The sequence below is a fragment of the Geothrix mesophila genome (genome assembly GCF_022808835.1).
In the GTDB taxonomy this organism is placed as follows: Bacteria; Acidobacteriota; Holophagae; order Holophagales; family Holophagaceae; genus Geothrix; species Geothrix paludis.
In genome coordinates this window covers 209278-231114 of the sequence record NZ_JAKZLD010000002.1, presented here as the reverse complement: position 1 = coordinate 231114, position 21837 = coordinate 209278, and the positions used below count along the sequence as shown (strand labels likewise).

Below are 21837 nucleotides of genomic sequence, written 5' to 3'. Positions count from 1 at the left end.
GCGGACCCGAAGGGCCTTTCGCGTGTTTCGCGGTTGCCATTCCTGACGGGAGTGCCGCGGTGATCCTCGCCAGGCTGGCCCTGCGGAACCTGCTGCGCCAGCGGCGGCGCACGGCGCTGACGCTCATGGTGGTGGTGGCGGGCTTCCTGGCCTTGAGCCTGGCTGGGGGCTTCATGGCCCAGACCTTCCAGGGCCTCGCCGATGGCGCCATCCGCGGCGGCCTGGGCCACCTGCAAGTGATGGCCCCTGGTGCCATGGAGGGCGACGAGGCCCAGAGCCTGGAGAAGGCCCTGCCCGAAGGCGAAGCCCTGGCGGCGCGGCTCCGGCAGGACCCCGCCGTAGCGGAGGTGCTGCCTCGCATCCACTTCATGGGCCTGCTCAGCAGCGGCCCGAAGAGCGTGGCCTTCCTGGGCACCGCCGTGGATCCGGCCCTGGAGCCGAAGCACATGGCCTGCCTCGATTCCCTGAAGGACGGGGCCAAGGCCCGCGGCGGCGCGGGCTCGCGCTGGCTGTCCACGGACCCGGCCGCCCGCGAGGTGATCCTCGGCACGGGTCTGGCCCGGAGCCTGGGGGCCTCCGTGGGCAGCCTGCTCACCCTCATGTCCACCACCAGGGACGGCGCGCTCAACGCCGTGGACGTGGAGGTCGTCGGCCTCCAGGACCAGGGCCTGAAGGAGCTGAACGACCGAGTCCTCACCGTGGGCCTCGCCACCGCGGGACAGCTGCTGGACGCCGGGCCGGCCCGCTCGCGGCTCTCCGTCGTGCTCAAGCACCCCGGCGACACGGCCGCCGAGCAGGCGCGGCTCCAGGCCCTGCTGCCCGAAACCACGGTGAAGCCCTGGTTCGAGCTGGCCTCCTTCTATCGGCAGGTGAAGCTGCTCTACTACGCCATCTTCGGCTTCATGGGCCTGGTGCTCTTCCTGGTGGTGCTGCTGGCCACGGCCAACACACTGCTCATGTCCGTCATGGAGCGCGTCCGCGAGTTCGGCGTGCTGCGGGCCATGGGCCTCCGGCCCGGCCAGCTGCTGGCCCTGCTCCAGTGGGAGGGCGCCTTCCTGGGCCTCTTCGGCAGCGCCCTGGGCCTCGCGGCCACCCTGCTGCTGCGGGCCGGCCTCAATGCCCTGCACCTCCAGATGCCCGCCCCGCCGGGCACCAGCCACGGCTACGAGCTGGACATCCACCTCGTGCCCGGCGTCTATCTCGCGGTGGCCCTGGGCCTTCAGGCCACGCTCCAGGTGAGCGCCCTGTTCCCTGGCCTCAAGGCCGCGAAGCTCCGCATCGTGGAGGCATTGAGACATGTTTGAGAAACAGGCCTCAGGCCTCAGTCCCCAGTCCTCAGGAAGGAAGGCCCCTCGCCCCGCCTGGTGGCTGGCCACGGGCTTCGGCAGCGGCTACCTGAAGCCGGCGCCAGGAACCTGGGGCAGCCTGGCGGGGCTGGCCGCCTGGCTCCTGCTGGTGTGGATCGTCCGCGGCTGGGCCCTCCCGTCCTGGGTCCTCCTGGCCGCGCCCCTGGTCCTTTCCCTGATGGCCGTCTGGGCGGCGGATGAGGTGGTGAAGGAGGCGGGTCAGGAGGACCCCTCCTTCGTCGTGATTGATGAATGGGCCGGCGTCTGGATCGCCCTCACCCCCCTGTTGTTCACGGTGACGATCCAACCGCAGCCCTGGAGTCTCTGGGCGGCACGGCTGGTGGCGCCCTTCCTGCTCTTCCGCCTCTTCGACGTCTGGAAACCGGGAGCCGTGGACCGCGCCCAGCACCTGCCCGGCGGCTGGGGGGTGGTGGCGGACGACGTGCTGGCGGGCCTCCTCGCGGCGTTCATCGTCTGGCCCCTGGACCGGTGGCTGGGCGCGCAGTCGCTGCTGCACCCAGAACTGTGGCAGTAAGGCAAAAACAGAACCACCCTCGCAGAGATCGCCGAGAAATCAGAGAACACAGAGAATGAACGCATTCTCTCCCCGTGCCTCCGCCATCCTCCGCGCGCTCCGCGTGAGTTTTTTCAATCCAGCTTCAGCCTGCGGTTTCTTCTAACAACCGCTTCCACACGGCGGGCTCGCTCAGCCGTCCCGTTTCGTCAAAGTGGCGGCTTTCGATGAGGTAGCGGTAGCCCTGCTCGGTGAGGAAGAGCTGGCGGTTGCGGGCGAACTCCTGCTCGGTGGTGTCCCGACTGATGAGCGAGTAGAAGTAGCTCACGTTGCGGTCACCCTTGGGGCGCAGGATGCGGCCCAGGCGCTGGGCCTCCTCCTGCCGCGAGCCGAAGGTGCCGCTCACCTGGATGGCCACGCTGGCGTCCGGGAGATCGATGGCGAAGTTGGCCACCTTGCTCACGATGAGCACGCGGAGGTCCCCCTCGCGGAAGCGGCGGAAGAGCACCTCCCGCTCCTTCTCCGGTGTCTGGCCCGTGAGCACCGGCGCGTTCAGGCGCTCGCCGATGATGCGGAGCTGCTCCAGGTACTGGCCGATGACGAGGATGCTGTCGTTGGGATGACCCGCCAGCAGCTCGTCCATGACGGCCAGCTTGAGGCTGTTCTCGGACGCGATGCGGAAGCGCTGGCGCTGATCGGCCACGGCGTACTCCATGCGCTCGTCAGTGGGGAGCGGCACGCGGATCTCCAGGCAGTGGGCCGTGGCAATGAAGCCGTCCTTCTCCAGCATCTTCCAGGGCACGTCCACCCGCTTGGGGCCGATGAGGCTGAAGACGTCCTCCTCCTTGCCGTCCTCGCGCACCAGGGTGGCCGTGAGGCCCAGGCGCCGCTTGGCCTGGAGCTCGGCTACCGCCCGGAAGACCGGCGCGGGCAGCATGTGCACCTCGTCGTAGATCACCAGACCCCAGTTGGCCGCCTCGAAGAGCTTGAAGTGCTCGAAGGGGCCGGTCTTGCTCTTGCGGTAGGTGAGGATCTGGTAGGTGGCGATGGTGACGGGCTTGATCTCCTTGGTGTCGCCCGTGTAGAGGCCCACCTGGTCCTCGGTGAGCGAGGTCTTGTCCAGCAGCTCCTGCTTCCACTGCTTCACGGCGGTGCCGTTGGTGGTGAGCACCAGGGTGTGGGTCTGGAGACTGCCCATGCATCCGATGCCGATGACGGTCTTGCCCGCACCGCAGGGGAGGACCAGTACGCCCGCGCCGCCGTCGGGCCCGCCGCCGGCGTGGAAGACGTCCACGGCGGCCTGCTGGTAGTGCCGCAGGCCGAAGGGCTTGCCGTTCTGCTTGGTGACGGGCGACAGCTCGAAGGGCAGCGGGTCGCCGGGCTTGTAGCCGGCCATGTCCTGCACGGGATGACCCAAGCGGATGAGCTGGAGCTTGGCCTCGCCGCGCATGCCCGTCTGCAGGAAGATGCCCTTCTCGTCTGGGTAAGGCTCCGCCAGCATCCCCTGCAGCGACTTCTGGTTCTCCAGCTCCCAGAAGAGGCCCCGGTCGTCCATCTCCAGGGCTAGGCGGTCGCCCTTGGCCACCAGCCGCAATTTGCCGTAGCGCGTGCCGTGGTCCTCGATCTCCTGCAGCAGGTTCTGGGGCACCGGGTACTTGGACCAGGTGTTCAGCGTCTCGATCATGTCCTGGCAGGCCACGCCGGAGGCCGAGGCGTTCCACAGGCTCAGGGGCGTGATGCGGTAGGTGTGGATGTGCTCGGGGCTCTTCACCAGCTCCGCGAACCGCGCCAGTTCGTCGCGCACCTGCTCGAAGGCCGGGTGGGCCACCTCGAGCAGCAGGGTGCGATCGCTCTGGACGATCAGGGGATTGTCGGGACGGAGGGCGATCACGGTGGCGGCAGACCCAAACCTCCAGCCTAGGGGCCTCGGGCGGCAGGGTCAACGTGAGGCGACGAAGAAGGCCCTGGTTGGGCGATGCAAAAGCCAACTGGCGCGGCCCTTTGACTGTCGTATAGTTTGGGATTCCCCAGGCCCCCGACCTCGTTTCCATTCCGGCCCCGGGGATCCTTCCTGGAGACGCCATGAACCACCGGGCGACCAAGTTCCTCGCTCTCCTCTTGTTATCGGCTTCCTTGTCGGGACTCGCCGCCCAGGAGGGGAACCCCGGCCAGCGTCGCCTGGACCTGCCCTATCGCCGGAGCCCCCACGCCCTCGGCGGGCACGACCGGGCGGACCTGCGGCGGGAATGGAATCTCTTCTGGTTCGGCGGAAAGGCCAGCCCGGCCTATCTGGACTACAAGAACCAGCTCGCCGAGCAGCAGACCCGCCTCTGGGCGCCGCGGCGCCTCCAGAGCGCGGGCCCGCTCGCCCAGCCTCTCGTCCAGCCGCTGGCCGGCACCCTCCCCGCGGCCCTGGCAACCGGACCGGCCGGCATCGGAGGCGTCTGGACGAACCTGGGCCCCTTCTCGCAGCTCACCAGCACCACGCCCGACATCGACAGCGGGCGCCCCGTGGCCATCGTGACCCATCCGACGGCCCCCACCCTCTATCTGGCCACCAGCGGCGGCGGCGTGTTCCGCTGCGACAACGCGGATCCAGCCTCCACCACGGACTGGACCTGGTACTCGGTCACGGACGCCCTCCCCACCAGCAGCAGCGGGGGCAACGTCTCCGTGGGCGCCCTCGCCATGAGCCCCGTGGATCCGAATACCCTCTACATGGGGGCCGGCGACTTCTTCGATGCGGAAGGCCGCGGTTTCTTCAAGACCACGGACGGCGGCGCCACCTGGACCGCCGCCCCCCTGAGCAGCCTCGGCACCGCCACCCGCTCTTACGCCATCCTGCCCCTGGACGCCAGCCGGATCCTCTGGGCGACGAACGCCGGCCTGCGGATCTCCACCGACGGGGGATCCACCTTCGCCGCGGCCACCGGGGGCCCGGCCACAGGACAGGTCTGGTCCCTCCAGAAGGTGACAGCCACCGACCTCCTCTGCTCCGTGGAGGTCACCCCCTCTGGTGCCACCAACGGCACTGGCAGCATCCACTATTCCACCAATGCGGGCGCCTCCTGGACCGCGGCCACCCTGCCCAGCCTCACCTTCACGCCCGGCCGCATCACCATCCGGGCCGCGGGGGACGGCACGACGGCCTACGCCATTCTGGAAGACACCACCACCAACAGCAGCAGCACGACCGTGGCCCGGGGCGTCCTCAAGAGCGTCGACAAGGGCGCGACCTGGACCTGGCTGGCAGCCCCCACGATCAGCGGCGGCCTCTTCCAGGGCTCGGGGCCCCAGATGTCCGGCGACGGCGGGCAGGGCTGGTACAACCACGGGCTGGCGGTGGATCCCAACAACCCGCTGCGGATCTTCGTGGGGGCCAACCTCGCCCTCTACCGCTCGACGGATGGCGGCCTGAGCTGGGTCCAGCTGACCCACTGGTACGGCATCGGCCACGTCTACGCCCACGCGGACTTCCACGCCACCGCCTGGTCGCCCGATGGAGCCACGCTCTTCGTCGGCAATGACGGCGGCTTGACCGTGGTACGAGCCCCCTTCATCTCTCCGGTTCCCACCTCCACCTCGACCACCACGCCATTCTTCAACCTCTCCTTCCTCGACAACCGGCGCAACAAGGGCCTGGCTTCCCATCTGGTCTACAACGTGGGTTCCACCGGCGCCGCCAACCCCTCGGATTCGAAGTGGCGGATCTCCCTGGGCATGCAGGACAACGGAACCCGTCTGCGCCAGCCGGCGACCTCCGGCGGCACCCTCACCGGGACGGAAGGAACCTTCGAGGACGAGATCGGCGGCGACGGATTCGCCACCCTCTTCCATCCGGCGGACGGCACCCAGGTGCTCGGCAGCATCTACTACACCGACATCTACCGGAGCACCAACGGAGGCGGCTCCTTCAGCGAGTCCATCTCGGGCATCACCGAGGCGAACAACAAGGACCTCGCGCCCTTCGCCCCCAAGCTGGCGCCCGGCGACGCGGCCCGGCCGGCCGCGGTCTACACCTCCACCAACGGGAAGGTCTACCTGAGCACCAGCTTCGGAGCCAGCTGGGTGGCCCTTGGCACCGGCGGCCTTCCGGCGCCGCTGGACACGTCCTCCACCACCTCGACGACGGAGCTGTTCATCCGCAACCTGGCGGCCTCCGCCAGCGATCCGAACACGCTGGGCATCGCGGCCAACCAGTCGCGCGTCTACCTGACATCCAGCGGCGGCAGCTCCTGGATCAAGGCCGGAGCCCTCCCCGGAAGCGCGTCCTACCTCAGCTGCATCGAGTTCGACCGCACCACCCCCACGACGGTGTACGTGGGATCGGTGGCCCCCAGCAGCACCGCCAACCACCTGTGGAAGAGCACCAATGGTGGAGGCAGCTGGACGGCCATCGACGGCAGCCCAACCGCCAGCAACGGCTTCCCCTTCGGCATCCCGGTCCATGTGGTGAAGGCCGATCCCCTGGTGGCCAACAAGGTCTACGTGGGCACGGATTTCGGCGTCTACGTGACCAGCGATGGAGGCGGCACCTGGAGCCGGTTCGGCAGCAACCTGCCCCTCGTCGCCACCCGTGACCTCTACATCGCCCCGGATGGCAGCTTCCTCCGCGCCGCCACCTTCGGTCGCGGGGTGTGGGAGCTGCAGACCGCCCAGGTCAGCGTGTCGCTGGACAGGACCACGGCCACGGTGAATCCCACCGCCAGCACGACCTTCACCGCCACCGTGACCAACTACGCCACCGACAACAAGGTGAACTGGACCGTGTCCGCCGGAGGCGGCAGCATCAGCCCCACCCAGACCGCCAGCGGCAGCGCCGCCACCTACACGGCCCCGGCCACACCGGGAGTCTATACGGTCACTGCCGCGAGCAACGAAGCTCCCTCGGCCTCTGCCTCCGCCACCGTGTCGGTCTACAACCCCGCCTCCGTAACCGTATCCGTTTCCCCCGCCACGGCGTCCCTCCTGGCGGGCGGCACGGCCACCTTCTCGGCCACGGTGACGAACGCCCCGAGCCAGGGAGTCAGCTGGTCCGCCAGCGGAGGGACCATCACGGCCGGCGGCGTCTACACGGCTCCCGCCTCCGCCGGGACCTACACCATCACCGCCACCAGCATCTGGCCGAGCACCACGTCCGGGACCGCATCCGTCACGGTGAAGACTCTCGATCTGAACGGCGACGGCGTGGTGGATCTGCGGGACCTGCTCTTCTTCGCCAAGTTCTATGGCACCACCAGCTCCGCCTGCGACCTGAACGGTGACGGGACGGTGGATGACAAGGACCTCGCGATCCTCCTCGGCGGTCTGTGATGGAGAAGCCCATGATCCCGATGACCACGCTCCTCTCCGGTTCCGCCGCCTTGGCGTTGATGGCCCTGCTCGCCTGCGGCGGCGGGGGCGGTGGATCCTCCGCACCGACCACGGCCACCAGCCTGGCCTACACGGATCCGACCACCGGCACCTACCTGCTCAAGAAGAACGCGGCCCTCTCCACCGCCACCCACCTCGTGCTCGACCTGGTGGGACCCGCGTCCACCACGGGCACCGGCGTCACGGCCACGTTCACCGCGGACGCCACCCGGGTGGCCTGGGCCAATGTCGCCGCCGGCGACCCCGCCAACACCTTCGTCCAGAACGGGACGGCCTTCAACCTCGGAGCCTCCCCCCAGATCCTCAAGGGCAAAGCCTCCGGCGGGACCCTCCAGGTCACCGTGGCGCAGAAGGGCCTCGCCAGCCCCGCCTCCCTGAACGCCCCCCTGCTGCGGGTGGCCCTGGACCTCCGGGCCTCCCAGCCCCCGGGAGCCGTCTCCCTCGGCACCGACAGCTCCAAGTGCCAAGTGATCGACGGGACCGGAACCATCGTGGCCCCCATCGCCGTGACCGTGGGAGCCCTCGCCGCCCAGTAGACGGGCCTGAGGCCCGCGATTCGGCCTGCGTGTATCATTAGGTGCCTCATGCATCAACTTACGCAGTAATCGAATCGCCCCACGGTTCTCCCGGACTCAGCCACCCTGGGTCCGTGAAGCCCTGGTTCCGGAGCCGCCATGGATCTGCTCGCCCGATGCACCTGCTTCCTGGCCCTGGCCATCTTCCTGGCCTGCGGAGGCGGGGGCGGCTCCTCCACCCCGCTGCCGCCGGGACCGTCCATCAGCGGCGTCACGCCCAGCCATGGCAGCCCCGGAACCACGGTGGTCCTCTCCGGAGCCAACCTCCTGGGCGCCACGGCCGTCTCCTTCAACGGCCGCCCGGCGTTTTCCTACCAGGTGGTGAGCGCCGCCGAGATCGATGCGGTGGTGCCCGGCGACGCGACGACCGGAACCATCAAGGTCACCACGGCCAACGGCTCGGCCACCTCGCCGGCCTTCACGGTCGACGCGTTCCAGGCCCCCGCCATCACCTCGTTCACGCCCTCCGGCTTCCAGGCGGGCACCGTGGTGACACTGACAGGCGCGCACTTCGTGGGTGCCTCCCGAGTCCAGTTCAACGGCCTGGACGCGGCCGCCTTCACCGTCAGCAGCGATAGCCGCATCTGGGCCACCGCGCCCTCCGGCCTGTCCGCGGGCTTCCTGACGGTGACCACCCCCGGCGGCACGGCCACCTCCGCCACTTCCTACACGCTGAGCAGCAAGGCCCAGGTGTTCATGAACACGGGCTTCGAGCAGGCCTCCCCCATCATCTGGAAAGGTGACACCGGCACCATCCAGGGCGCATCGAGCAGCCAGCCCGAGGTGGTGCCCCACGGCGGCACCCAGTTCTCCTGGCTGGGCGGATACGGGTCCGTGCAATCGGATCGGATCACCCAGGATCTCTATGTCCCGGCGACGGCCCTGAGCGCCACCGCCACCTTCTACCTGAAGATCGTCACGGCCGAACCGATTGCGGGCGGGGCCAAGGACTATGTCTTCGTGGAGGCGCTGGATGCCTCGGGCAGCTACCTGGGAACCCTGCTCAGCAAGTCGAACCTGGACGCGTCCGATTACAAGGCCTACACCGTGGACCTGCTCCCCTACAGGGGCCGGGTCCTCCGCCTGTCCTTCAAGAGCCAGGAGGATTCCCAGCGGGCCACCAGCTTCCTCCTGGACGACGTCGTGGCCGATATCGAGGCGCCGGGCGCGGATCTCGCTCCCATCATCTCCAGCTTCACGCCCACCTCCGGCGTCCCCGGAGAAGCGACGGTCCAGATCTCGGGCATGAACTTCTTCGGCGTGACGGGCGTGTCCATCGGGGGCGCCAGCGTGGTCCCGACGCTCACGGACGGGACGAGCCTGGCCGCCGGGGTGCCGACCAATGCCGCCGTCGGAAGCGCGCCCATCCTCATTACCAATGCCCAGGGCACGGGCGCCTCCGCCCAGCCGTTCTCGGTGGTCTATGGCGCGCCGACCGTCATCGGCATGAACCCGACCCAAGGCCCGGTCGGGACGCCGGTGGTCATCACGGGCAGCTACCTGGGCTATCCGGGCACCACGCTGACCTTGAGCGGCCAGGCCATCCAGCCCACCAGCCTCAGTCCCGCCCAGATCACGTTCACGGTGCCTGCCGGCGCCACGAGCGGCAACCTCGTCATCAGCACCCCGGGCGGGACGGTCACGCGGTCCTTCGCGGTCAACACCGCCAGCACCACCCTCGACCTCCACGTGGAGAACGTGCAGCTCACCCAGAGCACGCAGGACCTGAACGGATCCGTCCCCGTCGTGGCCGGGAAGGATGCCCTCATCCGGGTCTTCGTGCTGGCCAACCAGGCCAACACCGCGGCCCCCTCCGTGAAGATCTCGATCATGGACAACAACGGGGTGGCCGTCCCGGGCTATCCGAAAGTCGTCGCACCTGCCCGAACCAGCGTCCCCACCACGCTGGACGAATCCAGCCTCACCTCCAGCTGGAACCTGGTCGTTCCCGGTACGGACCTCACCACCACGGGACCCAACGGTGTCTACCTGATCAGCGCCGAGGTGGATCCGGCCGGGGCCATCCCCGAAGCTGACGAATCCAACAACGCGCAGGTGCGCAGCTTCAGCGGGATCGCCGTTCCCATCTTCCGGACCACCATCTTCCCGGTCGCGCTTTCCACCGGCACCGGGAACATCACCGAAGCCAACAAGGCCACGTGGGTCGCCCGGCTGGCCAAGATGTATCCCGTGGCCGGCGTGGACGTCGCCGTGGGCGCAACCTTCACGTCCTCGGTGACCCTCAAGGAGGACGGAACGGGCTGGGATACGCTGCTCAGCGATCTCACGGCCAAGCACCTGGCCGATGCCGCGATCGACCCCACCGTCAGCGGCCGCTACTACTTCGGCGCCCTGGACGTCACCTACGGGTCCGGCACGGCCGGCGTCGGGTGGGTGCCCTATGCGGGCAGCCCCTTCCAGTACCGCACCGCCATCGGGTGGGACAAGACCGGCTACCAGGACGGAGGCAACTTCCCCGAGGTGTTCGCCCACGAGACCGGCCACAACATGGGCCGCCACCACAGCCCCTGCGGCAGTGCCGCCGACGCCGATCCGGACTACCCCTATGCGGGCGGGGCCATCGGCGTCTGGGGCTACGACACCACGGCGGGCCTGCTGAAGTCCCCAACGACCTACAAGGACATCATGGGCTACTGCTCACCGAACTGGGTCAGCGACTACGTCTACAAGAAGATCCTCGATTTCAGGAGCGGCACCGGCGGTCTCATCAGGAGCACCGACGAGGACGCCCCGCTTCCCCAGGCTCAGTCCACGGCCCGCGAGTGCCTGATCGTCCGGGGGATCGTCCACGCGGACGGGCAGGTCGATCTCCTCCCGGCCTTCCGCACCCGGTCGCTTCCCACCGCCGCGCCCCGCTCGGGGGACTACGCGCTGGAATGCGTGGACCGGAAGAACCAGACGGTCTTCACCACGCCCGTGGAACTGGCGGACCTCGGCTGCTGGCCCAAGGGCCGGGAGCGGCACTTCGTCATGGCGTTGCCGCTCGAAGCGGCCACCCTGGACGCCATCACCGGGTTGCGGATGGTGAAGGAGGGCAAGACCCTCGCAAGCCTCCGCGCCACCTCCGCCGAGGCGCCGGCACCTGAGTTCCAGCGCCTGCAGGACGGGAAGGTGCAGGTCACCTGGGATGTGTCGGTCCATCCGGCCCTCCTGGTCCGGGACGCGGATTCCGGCGAAGTCGTCGCCATCCTCTCGGGAGGTCGCCAGACGTTCGCGACCCGGTCGAAGCGGTTCGACCTGGTCCTCAGCGATGGCGTGGCGGGGCGGACGCTCCACCTCAAGGCTCCCGAATAGGGCATCTGCGCTCCCGCGGGAAAACCATCCAGCGTGGCGGACATTTTTTCCGCGTGAGCGCGCAAGGGTTCCGTGGGACACTGGAGGATCATCTGTATTCAGGTGTCCATGGCGCTTACCCACTACCAGCTCCTCTCGAACTGCTCGGATGAGCAGCTCAGGACCATCTGTGAGCGACGCCGCCTCCCCATCCCCCTCCGCTGGGAGGATGAGGCCGAGGGCCGCGTGCGGCTGCTCAAGACCATGGTGTTCCATCTGGAGGATCACAAGCGCCTGGCGGACACCCTCGCGGACCTGGACAGCGGGTCCCTGGTGGCCCTCAAGCACCTGGCCGGCGAGGGGGTCATGCCGGCCCCGCCCGTGGTCGAGTCCCTCCACGCCCTCGGGCTGATCCTTCCCGATGGCGAGGACTGGGCCGTGGCCGAGCGCGTGGCCGATGCCCTCGACGACTTCGACGATGGCGCCCTGAACTTCCAGGCCCCGGAGGGCGTGAAGCTGCGGCCCGCGGAGCCGTTCCGGTTCTCCCTTGCCCTCACCAGCGTGCTGCTGCGCTGCGTGGCGGGCCTGCGCGTGCTGAAGGGCGGGCTCCCCGCCAAGAAGGAGCTGGGCCAGCTCATGCAGCGCAACGCCATGCTGCACGAGGAGCAGGACGCCACGCTGCTCTTCACCCTGCTGCATCGCCTGGGCCTGCTGTGGAGCCGCGAGGGCCGCGTGGAGACGCTGCTGCCTGCGGTCACCAGCCACCCGCCCCGCTGGGTGGCCGAGCGCGCCTTCGCCAGCCTCCTGGAGCACGACCTCAAGGCCTGGGGCATGCCCCCGGCGGAGGACCGCCACTTCCTCATGCAGCACCTGCTGGAGCGTCGGGGCCAGGCCCTGGCCGTCCAGCCCTTCCTCGCCTTCCTCAAGACCCTCCATCCCCTGGACGAGGAGCGCACTCGCGCGGTGTTCCTGCCCTTCCTGGGCCGCATGGGCATCATCCAGGGCGACGAGGGCTTCGCGCACCTGAAGCTCACGGAGCACGGCGAGGCCCTCGCCCACGAATACCTGCTGCGCGACCTCAAGGGCACCGCCGCCCACTGGCAGCCGCTGGAGCTCGATCAGCCCATGATCCTCCAGCCCACCTTGGAGCTGCTGACGCCCCTGCTCCAGAATCCCCACCGCCTGCTCCAGCTGGCCCAGCTGGCGGACGTGGAGGCCCTGGACGCCATGGGCACCTTCCGCGTGGCCCACGCCACCCTGGTGCGCGCCCTGGATGCCGGCGTGCCGCTGGAGGAGCTGGGCCGCCGCCTGGGGGCCTCCACCCAGACCCTGCCCCAGCCCCTGCTCCAGCTTCTGGAGGACCTCTCCCGCCGCGTGGGCGAGGTGGAGGTGCACCAGGGCGTGCGCCTGGTGCGGGCCCGCACGGCCCACCTGGCGGACGAGCTGAAGCTGCGCCCCGAGCTGGCCCCGCTCAAGCTGGCCTCGCTGTCCGACACGGTGCTCGAGGTGCGCGGCGACGGCAACGCCCATGCCCTGCTCAAGCAGGCGGGCTTCATGCCCAAACCCGGCCGCTTCCTGGCCCTGAGCGTGGACGGGGACGAGAAGTTCTACCTCTGGGCCCTGGCGGCCCTGGCCTTCGTGGACGAGAAGGGCATGAACCACCACCTGGAGCCCGTGCAGCAGATGGTGCGCTCGGCCCTCCAGAAGCTCCACGACGAGGACCCGGCCCTCTACCAGGAAGTACAGCGGCGCATCCCCATGCTGCACCTGGGCGGCGAGGACCAGCTGGCCGAGGAGGTGCAGCGCATTCTCGAGTACGCCGCGGGCCACACGCTCATGGTGGAGCTCACCTACCTGCCCCCGGCGGCCCACCGCACGCAGCTGCGGCGGGTCTCGCCCCGCACCATCCAGGAGGACCACCTGCTGGCTTTCTGCCACCTCCACCAGGAGGAGATGGCCTTCCGACTCACCCGCATCCAGGGCGTGAAGCTCCTGAACGAACGGGGCTGGACCCCGGCGAACCACAGCCAGGCAGGGTAATGCCCCCCGGGGGGAGGCTCCGACTCCGCGACGCAGGAGCGGGAGTGGCCTCCTGAGGAGGCCACGTCAGGCGGAGGGCGCTTCGCGAACACCCCCGGACTCCCAAGAGAAGAGCCGGCAAAGCCGGCTCTTCTCTTTCCCCATTCCCATCGACTCGGTACTGCGGCTCCGGCTAGGGCTTGCCCTTCACCCGCTGGTAGTCGTCGGCCTGGAACCTCAGGGGCTTCTCCACAGGAATGACCAGGTAGGGCTCGGTCTTCCGGCCCCCCTGCTTCGAGGCCAACTGAAGCTGCTGCTGGACTTCCTCTTTGGCCTGCCGCTCCCGGGCCACTTCGGCGGCGTGGGTGGCGGCCATGCGGGCCATCTCCTGCTCCTGGCGCTGGGCCTGGAGCGCAAGCCCGTCGGCCCGTTGCTTCTGCTGGAAGCCCCAGGCGCCCAGGCCAGTCAGGACGGCCAACAGGGGCAGGGCCGCGGCGGCCAGCAGGCCCCAGGTGGGTCGCTTGCGTTCGGTGCGGCGGCGGCGCTGGGCCTCCCGGCGCAGGTCGCTGGCCAGGGCGGCCAGCTCGGCCGTGGGGGCCGCGGGGGCGCTGGCCACGACGGGCCCAAGGCCCAGAAGGTCGCGGAGTTCCGCCCGCAACTGGACATCCTCGGCGGGTTCGAAACGCCGGGCGGGATCAGACCAGGACATGCACGCCTCCAGAGGGGTTGAGCTGATCTTTGAGCTGGGCCTTGGCCCGGTGGATGCGGGTCTTCACGGTGGCCTCGGGAATGCCGAGGATGTCCGCGATCTCCCGGATGGACAGCCCCTCGACCACGAAGAGCCACAGGGCCTCGCGGAAGGTGGGGGATAGCAGGCGCATCCGCTCCCGGACTTCCTGGTTCAGCACCAGGTCGTCCGCGCCGCCGGCCAGGCCGGGCTCGGATACAGCCTCCAGGCTGAGGTTCTGATTCTTCATGGGGCGGCGCTCGGTGAGGGACAGGGTGCGGACGGTGCCATACAGGAAGGCGGTGGGGTGCTCCACGCGCTCCTCCCGCTGCATGAGGATGACGAAGGCCTCCTGGGCGATGTCCTCGGGAAAGACCGCCCCGTAGCGGCGGGCGTAGCTCACCAGCCGGGGATAGAGCTCCGCGAAGGCGCCATGAAAGGCCTCCTCGCTGCCGAACGGGGTTTCCTGGGGGGACTGCTCCATGCGGGGCTCCGACACCCTAGGATGCCCGAACCGGAGGCGAGGTTCCGGGCTAGGCTGGAGGGGATGGATCATCCGTTGCAAGCTTGGCGCGACACCCTGGAGGACCTGGGGGTGATGGGCCTCGTCCGCGAGCCGTTGGCCGTCCCGGAACCGGCCCCCGCAGCCCCCGGCCCCCGTCCGGCAGACCCGCGCTCGGCCCCGAGACCGGCCTCGAACCCGGCGGCCCAGCGGTCGATCCCGTCGCGCCCCTCGTCCGCCCCACCCACGGCCTATGTCCGCCCCACGGACCCCATCGGCTGCCCACCCCCAGAGGCCGTGGCCGCCGCAGCCTCCCTGGCGGACCTGGAGCGGGCCGTCCAGGGCTGCCTGGCCTGTCCCCTGGGCCCGGGGCGCCTGAAGTTCGTGTTCGGCGAGGGGGACCCCAAGGCCCGGCTCATGTTCGTGGGCGAGGGCCCCGGCCGGGACGAAGACCTGCAGGGCCGCCCCTTCGTGGGCAAGGCCGGCGAGCTGCTGGACAAGATGATCGGTGCCATCGGATTGAAGCGCGAGGACACCTACATCGCCAACGTGGTGAAGTGCCGCCCCCCGGACAACCGCACGCCCGCCCCCGACGAGGCCCGAGCCTGCCTGGGCTACCTGCACCGCCAGATCGAGCTGATCCGGCCCGCCGTGATCGTCACCCTGGGCGCCACGCCCCTGCGTGAGCTGGTGGGCGTCAGCGAGGGCATCACCCGCGTGCGCGGCCAGTGGAAGCGCGTGCGGGTGGGCGACCGAGAGATCCCCGTCATGCCCACCTTCCACCCCGCCTACGTGTTGCGTCAGTACACCCAGGATGTCCGCCGCGCCGTGTGGGAGGACCTCAAAGCGGCGAAGGAGTGGGTGGACAAGGCCGCAGGCGCGTAACCATCCACTCTCCGGCCCGACCGGAGGAGAGGTCTGAGCCCGAAGGGCGAAGAAAGCCGCGAAGGAGTGGGTGGACAAGGCTGACAGCCGACCGCCGACCGCCGACAGCCGACAGCTGATAGCTGACAGCTCTCAGCTGAGAGCCCATCCCCACCTGTGTCATGCTAGGCCCAGCTTTCGAGGTCGGCCCATGCGTCTTGTGAACGTGTTCTTCTTCGTGCTCCTGGCCTTTGTGCTCTTCGTGCTGGGCAACCTGTACCTCACGAACCACGACCTGCTGGTGCGCGAAGTCGTCATCTTCGGCGAGGACATCAAGATCCAGAGCGTGATCCTCCTGGCCTTCCTGCTGGGGTTCCTGCTGAACGTGCTCTACACCGGCATCATGGAGCTGGTGCGCCTGATCCGCGGCCTGAGCGAATCCGCCGACACCCGCCTGGTGAAGCGGATCTCGGAGCGCGTGCAGGATGCCCGCGATCTCGTGGCCCACGGCCTGCCGCGCGAGGCGAAGACGATCCTCGAGGGCATCCTGGAGCAGCGCAAGGAACACGTGCCGGCCCGCATGCTGATGGGCGAGGTGCTCCTGAAGACGGGCCACCCCGAAGAGGCGGTGACGCTCTTCCGGGCCCTCTGCGAGGAGGATCACGATCTGGTGGAGGCCCGCTACCAGCTGGCGGAGGCCCTGATGGCCGTGCGGAATCCCGAGGCCGCCCTGGGCGTCCTCAAGAAGCTGGCCTCCGACGATCCCAAGAAGGCCCTGCGCGCGCTGCGGCGCATGCGGGCCATCCACATGGACGCCCAGCGCTGGGACGAGGCGGTGGAGACCCACAAGAAGCTGCAGGCGAACTTCCCCGCCGAGCTCACCCAGGGCGAGAAGGCCCAGGGCGCGGCCCTGGCCTACCAGGCCGGCCTGGCCAAGGTCGAGGCGGACCAGTTCAAGGATGCCGCCCAGATCTTCCAGCAGGTCATCAAAGACGAGCCGGACTTCGTGCCCGCCTACCTCAGCCTCGGCCGCTGCATGATCCTCCAGGACCAGGAGGCCCAGGGTCTGGAGATCTGGCTGGAGGGCTTCCGCAAGACCGGCGAAGGCACCTTCCTGCAGGAGATCGAGGACTACTTCATCCAGCTGGGCCGCCCCGAGGATGGCCTTGCCCTCATGCGCAAGGTGGCCGCCACCTCCAAGCACGCCACCACCGCCAAGTTCTTCCTGGGCAAGATGCTCTACCGCCTGGAGATCCTCGACGAGGCCCTGGACCTGTTCCAGGAGGTGCGCAGCCAGGTGGTCTACAGCCCGATCCTGTTCTTCTTCATGGCCAAGATCCACAGCCGGCGCGCGCGCCTGGATGCCGCCCTCAACGAGTACCGCCAGCTGCTGCGGAACCTGGGCGTCCTCAAGTTCCGCTTCGAGTGCGCCGTCTGCGGCCACAAGACCCAGGACTACGTGGACCGCTGCGACAGCTGCGGGAGCTGGAACAGCAGCCACTTCCTGTTCAAGGAGAGCGACCTGCCCGAGAACCCGGTCCGGGGGGAAAGCGGCAGTTGGATGGCGATGCTGTGACGGGTGGCGAGGGGCGCGGCAGTGCCGCGTTCCGAGCCGGGCACCCGTCCAGCAGAGCATCACACAAAGGTTGGCCACTGTTTCGTACGGCTATCAGCCAATAAAACGGGGCGTCCTTGGGCGCCCCGTTCACTGAAAGCTGAGAGCCGACAGCTGATAGCTCCCTAGGCAATGGCCTGTCGAATATCGAACAGGAGGCGCTTCAGCTCCAGCTCGGAGAGGTTGAGGGGCACCTGCTGCTTCACCTCCTCCTTGCGGAAGAAGGCGATGCGCTTCACCACCACCTTGTTCTTGCCGAGGCTGATCTCGTTGAACTGGATCTGGGTGTCGTCCTTGTAGGGCGGCAGGCTGCGGAGCTGGATGTACATCCCCCGTCGGTCGTGGTCCACGATCTCCAGGCGCTCCTTCAGATAGTCCACCTTCTCGGAGAGCATCTCGGCCTTCGTCTTCAGTTTGGCGAAGCTGAGGCGCTTGGGCGCGTGGCACTCCAGGACCATTTCGCCCAGCTGCACGCCGCCGTCGTCCCGACGGAGGAACCCCTCCAGGGTGCTGTCCATCTCCGCGTCGGCCTGGCGGAAGGGCACGAAGCCCTGGAACTCGCCGGGCAGCACGGATTCGTCGTAGCGTTTGGCCTTGCGGGACAGCTTCATGGCGCACCTCGGAAGGGTGGGATCTTCCGATAGGGCCAGAGGCGTGCCAGAGCGCCGCGATCAGGGCAGGTTTAGCACATCATCTGAATAGGCAGGACTTCCTTTCACCTTCTGCCGAGCCAGACCTGCCCACAAGGCAGCAGATCCATTCAAATATGTCCAGAAGTGGCCGGTCAACTCACCATATTGATCACTTTTCGACAAGGCCAGCCTTGGGCCACCGCCGCCGATAGACCATGCGGTCCAGGGCCCGGTGGTAGGGACTCCAGGACCCGCTGTCCGACTCGTCCTGGGTGGCCCGGAGCATCACTTCCAGCTTGCCGTCCAGATCGTCCAGGTAGTGGACCAGCAGGGCCTCCGGGGTCTTGGGCAGCACGGGAGAGCCGAATTCCAGCCGGCCATGGTGGGAGAGGACGATGTGCAGGATCTGCAGGCGGAGGTCCTCGGGAAATCCGGGGATCTTGCCCACCGCCCGGTTGATCCAGTCGGTTTCCAGAGCGATGTGGCCCAGGAGGTTGCCCGCGTCCGTATAGCCGAAGCTGCGCTGGTAGCTCAACTCCGCCGTCTTGCCCACGTCGTGGAGCAGGACCCCCGCCTGCACCAGGTCCCGGTTCAAGGCCCGGTAGTGGCCACAGGCCCGGTCGGCCATGCCCGCCACGGACAGGGTGTGCTCCAGGAGACCGCCCAGGAACACATGGTGCATGGACTTGGCGGCCGGGGCCTGGGCGAAGGCCGCCCGCAGGTCGGCGTCGGCCACGAACAGCGCCTCCAGCAGGCGGCGGATCCAGGGATCCTCCACGGACGCGATAAGGGCATCCAGCTCGGCCAGCATCTCCGGCACGGGGCGGGCGCTGACGGGGAAGAAGCGGGAGAAGTCGCCCACCTCGGCGTCCGCGGCGAAGCGCACCTTGTCCAGCTTCATCTGGAGGCGCCCGTTGTAGCTGGTCACGGTGCCCTTCACCCAGAGGAAGGCGTCGGGTTGCACCGCGTCCATGTCGCCTTCGATGGCCCGCACGTCCCAGAGGAAGGCCTTGAGGTCGCCAGAGGCGTCCGAAAGCTTGAGCTCCAGGTACTCGCTGCCCTTGGCGCTCACCTTGTAGGCGGTCTCCTGGGCCAGGAGGAACCCCTGGAAGACCCCGCCTTCTTTCAGGCTCCGGAGGATCGGCTGGTCGGACATCGGTTCTCCTTCTGTCCCATCAGGCTCGGGCGGCCGATGCGACAGCGGCTGTCAATGACTGCGCGGCGGCTTGGATGGGGACGAAAAGGGATCCTCGTCGCCGTAGCCCAGGTCCAGGGGCAGCCGCTTGTCCTCCAGCACCTCGAAGAGCGACCACTGGTCGGCCTTCTTCACGTTGCCCTCGGGCAGCGAGAGCACCCGGACCTTCAGCACGCGGTTGTACAGGGGGAACTCCAACTCGTCCTGGACCTTGACCTCGTGGCTGGCCTTCCGGGGCACGTTGTTCACGCGCACCATGCCCTCGTCGCAGAGCTGGTTGGCCAGCTCGCGCCGCTTGATGAGCAGGCTCTTCTTGAGGAAGGCGTCGAGGCGCACGGCATCAGCCTTTCAGGATCTGTTCCTTGGGCACCAGGTAGCGGATGTTCGCGCGCATCCGCAGGTTGGCGAGGTACTGCTCGATGGCGTTCTGGGCCTTGGGCTCCTGGAGCTTCTCCAGGATCTTGGCCTTCACTTCCGCGAAGTCCTTGACCGGCGCGTCCTCCAGGGCGATGAGCTGGATGAGGTAGATGTCCTTGTCCGTCTCGATGGGAGCCGAGACCTGCTCGGGCTTGAGCTTCACCGCGGCGTCCTCGATGCTGGCGCGGAGGAAGCCCTTGTTCATCCAGCCCAGGTCGCCGCCGGTGGCCTTGCTGGGGCTCACGGAGTTCTGGCGGGCCAGTTCTTCGAAGGACTTCCCGGCCTTGAGCGCGGCCTGGATCTCCGCCAGCTTCGCGCGGGTCGCCGCCTGCTCCTCGGGCGTGGCCCCCTTGGCCAGCACCAGCTCCCGGATGCGGAAGCGGCTGGGGAGGCGGTACTCGTCCTTGTGGTCCTCGTAGTAGGCCCGCAGCTCGTTGTCCTCCACGGCCACCTTGGAGAACACCTCCCGCTGCAGGACGTACTGCTGGGTGGCCTGCTGCTTCTGGCGCTTCATGAACTCCGGGAGGCCGATGCCGAGGCTGGTCTTCAGGGCCCGCTCCAGGTCGGCGTCCGTGGCGAAGTTGTTCTCCTTCTTGATGCCGTCGATGCTGGCGCGGACGTAGTCGTCCGTGATGGGCGAGCTCAGCTCGTCGCCCTTGTCCTCCAGCAGGTAGGCGTCGATCATCCCCTGCAGGGTCTTCTCCCGGGCCGTCTGCAGCTTCTCATCCAGCTCCTTGCCGGAGAACTGGCGGTAGAGGGCCGCGTTCTGCTGCTCCACGGCCTGCGTCAGGTCGCGGCGGGTGATGATGTGGCTGTTCACGATGACGAGGATCTCCTCGCGCACCTCGGCGGACAGCCCCGCCGGCGCCAGGAGCGCCAGGGCGAGCACGGGGTTCAGCGCCTTCAACGGGCACCTCCCTTGGGCGCTTCGCCTTCCTTGGGAGCGGCCTGGGGGGCGACCTTGGGGGCGACATTAGGATCCTCGGCCTTTGGCGCCGCCGGCGCCTTGGACGCGGGGGCCTCCGAGGGCGAGGGCTTGGCCAGCTCGAAGGGGATCTCCTTGCGGAGGCTGTCCATCAGCTCGTTCCAGATCGCGGCCTGCCGCTCCCGCTGCGCACCCTGCTCGGCCACCTGCTTGGCCTCCTCGAAAGGCACCTGCCGCGCGGCCTTGCGGCTCTCCACCTTCATCAGGTGGTAGCCGAACTGGGTCTTCACGGGGGCCCCCACCTTGCCGATGGGCTGGGTGCGCGCGGCGGCGCCGAACTCGGGCACCCAGGTGGAGGGGTCGGCATCCTCGTAGAGACCGCCGTTCTCCTTGCTGCCCGGGTCGTCGCTGTACTTCTTCGCCAGGGCGTCGAACTTGGCGCCCTTCTTCAGCTCGGCCTGGATCTTGGCGATCTTGGCCTTGGCCTCGGCCTCGCTCAGGCCCTTCTCCTCGCCCTCGCGCTTCACGGACACCAGGATGTGGCGCACGCTGGCCAGCTCGGGCTGCTTGAAGCGGTCCTTGTGCTTCTCGTAGAACGCCTTCACGTCATCGTCGGAAACCGCGAGCTTCTTCTGGAGGGATTCGCTCTCCTTGGCCAGGTACTCGCGGGCGAGCAGGTCGTCCTTGGTCCGTTCCACGGCCTGCCGGAAGGCGGGCGTCTGGTCCAGCCCCATGCGCTTGGCCTTCACGGCCAGGAGCTTGCTCTCGGCCATGCGCTTGACGAACTCCTCCTTGCCGCCCTGGATCATGAGGATCTGCATCTGCTCCTGCTGGTTCAGCAGGCGGAAGGCGGCCTGGAAATCGGCCTCGGTGATGGGCTCGCCGCCCACCTTGGCCAGCACCACCTCTTCGGGCTTGGGCGCGGGAGCCTGGAGCTTCGGGGCCGCGGCCTGGGTCGGCGCTAGCGCGGCCTGGGCCTGGGCTTGAACCGGGGCCTGGGCCGGCGCGGGAGCCTTGGCGGGCTCCTGTGCGACGACACCGAGGGCGATCATGGAGATCAGGGAAGCACGGAGCATGGGATTCCTTGGGTGCCGGATAGGCGCTAGCGGCGACGTCCGCCGAGAAGGTTCATCAGGGAGATCAGGATGTTGTAGAGGCTCACGAACAGGGCCAGGGCGAAGCCGGCGGGGTCGCCGAAATCGCTGGTCCGGAGCATGGCGGAGGTGTCCCAGAGCAGCTTGGCCGAGCAGGCGATGACCGCCACGCCGGAGATGATCAGGCTGAAGGTCTCCAGGTGGAAGATGGCCGCCGCCAGGCTGCCGAAGAACATCACGGCGATGCCGACGATGACGAAGTTCCGCAGGAAGCTGAAGTCCTTCTTGGACACGAAGGCCGTGACCGTCAGGGTGAGGAACACAACCCCCGTGAGGCCGAAGGCCATGAAGACGGGCATGAACCCTGCGCCCTGGGCCAGCGCCAGGGCCACGATGCCCGCGATGACGCCCGAGATGAAGGTGAACAGGACGTAGGCCACCCGGTTGAGGGGCTTCCGGCGGCTCACCCGGGAGGCGAACATCAGCGACCCGAACTGGATGCCGAACAGCACCCAGAACCAGAAGCGGCCCGCCACGGAGATCAGCGCGGTCCCCACCAGGGGGGCGCTGAAGGCGCCGAGGGCGGCCACGGCGAAACCACCCATGAGCCACAGGTAGACGCTTCGGACAAAATCGACGCGGGACTGCGCTCCGGTGGAAGCCCCCTGCCACGACTGCTGATAATCCATGCCACGCTCCAAGGGGGATCCGCGCGGATCCCCCTCAGATCCTAACATTCCCCCCA

General features: G+C 68.4%; 17 protein-coding genes. 8 read left to right on the top strand and 9 right to left on the bottom strand.

The genetic code is table 11. The features are described 5' to 3' along the window. Positions 1-59: 59 nt before the first annotated feature. Both MLG87_RS16290 and MLG87_RS08430 read left to right on the top strand, forming a co-directional pair. Entirely contained in the window at positions 60-1304 is a 1245-nt protein-coding gene (locus tag MLG87_RS16290) for an ABC transporter permease (protein WP_243294753.1), read from the top strand. After that, positions 1297-1881, top strand: coding sequence for a phosphatidylglycerophosphatase A family protein (locus MLG87_RS08430; RefSeq protein WP_243294752.1), 585 nt, complete (start codon positions 1297-1299; stop codon positions 1879-1881). The genes MLG87_RS16290 and MLG87_RS08430 overlap by 8 nt, the downstream gene beginning before the upstream one ends. Positions 1882-2005: 124 nt before the next feature. Here the strand turns inward: MLG87_RS08430 and MLG87_RS08425 are convergent, their stop codons facing one another. Continuing rightward, on the bottom strand, positions 2006-3751 hold the full coding sequence (locus MLG87_RS08425) for a DNA repair helicase XPB (RefSeq protein WP_243294751.1): 1746 nt from the start codon (positions 3749-3751) through the stop codon (positions 2006-2008). A 191-nt stretch (positions 3752-3942) separates the two neighbouring features. Here MLG87_RS08425 and MLG87_RS08420 point away from each other — a divergent pair, with 191 nt between their 5' ends. The 4 genes from MLG87_RS08420 to MLG87_RS08405 all read left to right on the top strand — a co-directional run bounded on the left by MLG87_RS08420 (position 3943) and on the right by MLG87_RS08405 (position 13142). Further along, complete coding sequence (locus MLG87_RS08420; RefSeq protein ID WP_243294750.1) at positions 3943-7173, top strand: dockerin type I domain-containing protein; 3231 nt, start codon at positions 3943-3945, stop codon at positions 7171-7173. An 11-nt stretch (positions 7174-7184) separates the two neighbouring features. Continuing rightward, entirely contained in the window at positions 7185-7769 is a 585-nt protein-coding gene (locus MLG87_RS08415; protein WP_243294749.1) for a hypothetical protein, read from the top strand. 138 nt (positions 7770-7907) lie between these two features. Further along, the gene (locus tag MLG87_RS08410) at positions 7908-11123 is read left to right on the top strand and encodes an IPT/TIG domain-containing protein (protein ID WP_243294748.1); all 3216 of its coding nucleotides are present in this window, start codon (positions 7908-7910) and stop codon (positions 11121-11123) included. A 108-nt stretch (positions 11124-11231) separates the two neighbouring features. Continuing rightward, entirely contained in the window at positions 11232-13142 is a 1911-nt protein-coding gene (locus MLG87_RS08405) for a helicase-associated domain-containing protein (RefSeq protein WP_243295025.1), read from the top strand. A gap of 172 nt (positions 13143-13314) precedes the next feature. Here the strand turns inward: MLG87_RS08405 and MLG87_RS08400 are convergent, their stop codons facing one another. Then, positions 13315-13830, bottom strand: coding sequence for a hypothetical protein (locus tag MLG87_RS08400; protein ID WP_243294747.1), 516 nt, complete (start codon positions 13828-13830; stop codon positions 13315-13317). Beyond that, the gene (locus MLG87_RS08395) at positions 13817-14332 is read right to left on the bottom strand and encodes an RNA polymerase sigma factor (RefSeq protein ID WP_243287041.1); all 516 of its coding nucleotides are present in this window, start codon (positions 14330-14332) and stop codon (positions 13817-13819) included. Before MLG87_RS08395 ends, MLG87_RS08400 begins: the two co-directional genes overlap by 14 nt. Positions 14333-14395: 63 nt before the next feature. On the opposite strand from MLG87_RS08395, the gene MLG87_RS08390 reads away from it, so the two are divergent. Together MLG87_RS08390 and MLG87_RS08385 are read left to right on the top strand one after the other, a co-directional pair. Then, a complete protein-coding gene (locus MLG87_RS08390; RefSeq protein ID WP_243294746.1) occupies positions 14396-15235 on the top strand; it encodes a uracil-DNA glycosylase in 840 nt (279 codons plus the stop codon). Positions 15236-15425: 190 nt separating this feature from the next. Further along, entirely contained in the window at positions 15426-16790 is a 1365-nt protein-coding gene (locus MLG87_RS08385; protein ID WP_243294745.1) for a tetratricopeptide repeat protein, read from the top strand. A 164-nt stretch (positions 16791-16954) separates the two neighbouring features. On the opposite strand, the gene MLG87_RS08380 is transcribed toward MLG87_RS08385, so the two are convergent. The 6 genes from MLG87_RS08380 to MLG87_RS08355 form a co-directional block, all read right to left on the bottom strand. Next, positions 16955-17440 (bottom strand): hypothetical protein, encoded by a 486-nt coding sequence (locus MLG87_RS08380; protein WP_243294744.1) that lies wholly within the window; start codon positions 17438-17440, stop codon positions 16955-16957. Between the two features lie 190 nt (positions 17441-17630). Continuing rightward, a complete protein-coding gene (locus MLG87_RS08375; protein WP_243294743.1) occupies positions 17631-18617 on the bottom strand; it encodes a 3'-5' exoribonuclease YhaM family protein in 987 nt (328 codons plus the stop codon). A gap of 51 nt (positions 18618-18668) precedes the next feature. Continuing rightward, positions 18669-18992, bottom strand: coding sequence for an RNA-binding S4 domain-containing protein (locus MLG87_RS08370; protein WP_243294742.1), 324 nt, complete (start codon positions 18990-18992; stop codon positions 18669-18671). A gap of 4 nt (positions 18993-18996) precedes the next feature. Next, positions 18997-19980: a peptidylprolyl isomerase gene (locus MLG87_RS08365; protein WP_243294741.1), complete on the bottom strand. Its 984-nt coding sequence runs from the start codon at positions 19978-19980 to the stop codon at positions 18997-18999. After that, the gene (locus tag MLG87_RS08360; RefSeq protein WP_243294740.1) at positions 19977-21074 is read right to left on the bottom strand and encodes a peptidylprolyl isomerase; all 1098 of its coding nucleotides are present in this window, start codon (positions 21072-21074) and stop codon (positions 19977-19979) included. The genes MLG87_RS08365 and MLG87_RS08360 overlap by 4 nt, the downstream gene beginning before the upstream one ends. Before the next feature lie 26 nt (positions 21075-21100). Continuing rightward, positions 21101-21781 (bottom strand): Bax inhibitor-1/YccA family protein, encoded by a 681-nt coding sequence (locus MLG87_RS08355; protein WP_243294739.1) that lies wholly within the window; start codon positions 21779-21781, stop codon positions 21101-21103. Positions 21782-21837 lie beyond the last annotated feature (56 nt).